1 protein-coding gene and 1 pseudogene are annotated in these 698 nt (G+C 67.5%); both read left to right on the plus strand.

Features of this window, described 5'->3' with window-relative positions; genetic code table 11:
* Positions 1–194 (plus strand): annotated as a pseudogene (locus ABD323_RS42945) (XRE family transcriptional regulator); the annotation flags it as partial.
* A gap of 142 nt (positions 195–336) precedes the next feature.
* The coding region (locus ABD323_RS42950) for a ParH-like protein (RefSeq protein WP_344447467.1) at positions 337–698 on the plus strand (362 nt) is incomplete at its 3' end.

Genomic DNA, 698 nt, shown 5'->3' on the forward strand with positions numbered 1-698 from the left:
CGGCCTACTTCTTCGACGACGACCAGAGCAGCCGGATCACCGAGGAGCTCCAACTCCTGGGCGCACTGCGGGATGCGGGCGTCCGGGACGTCGCACTGCGGGCCGTCTCACTGTCGCCCGAGGGGCTCGGCACGATCAGCGACATGATCGAGATCATCGCTCGGAGAGAGGCCGGATCACACCGTCCGGAATGACTGTCCATCAGACCTTCACACGCCTAGGATCGCTCTCAGCGGGTCGGACATCGCTGACCGTGATCGGACCGGGCCAGGGGGTGGGACTGTGCGGTTTTTCACGGACCGACGGGGGCGGATGCTCTGGCGCCGATGTCGCCGGATGGTGGAGTCCCTCCCGCTGTCGGCACCGTTCGACCCGGAGGAGCTGGTGGCTGCGCTGGCCGAGCGGCGCGGGCGACCGATCGAGCTGATCCAGCTGCCGGTCCGGTCCCGCACCCCCTGCGGCCTGCTGGTCACCACCGACCGGGCCGACTACATCGGTTACCCGAGCGCCACCACGGCATTACACCAACAGCACATCCTGCTGCATGAATTAGGCCATCTGCTGTCCGGCCACGCCGGAACCGGAGGGATCAGCGCCGGAACCGTGCAGGCGCTGCTGCCCAACCTCTCCGAGGAGCTGGTCCAACGGGTGCTCGGGCGCACGGTCTACACCGAACTGCAGGAGCAGGAAGCCGAGTT

Source organism: Kitasatospora nipponensis (assembly GCF_039528135.1).
GTDB classification, from domain to species: Bacteria; Actinomycetota; Actinomycetes; order Streptomycetales; family Streptomycetaceae; genus Kitasatospora; species Kitasatospora nipponensis.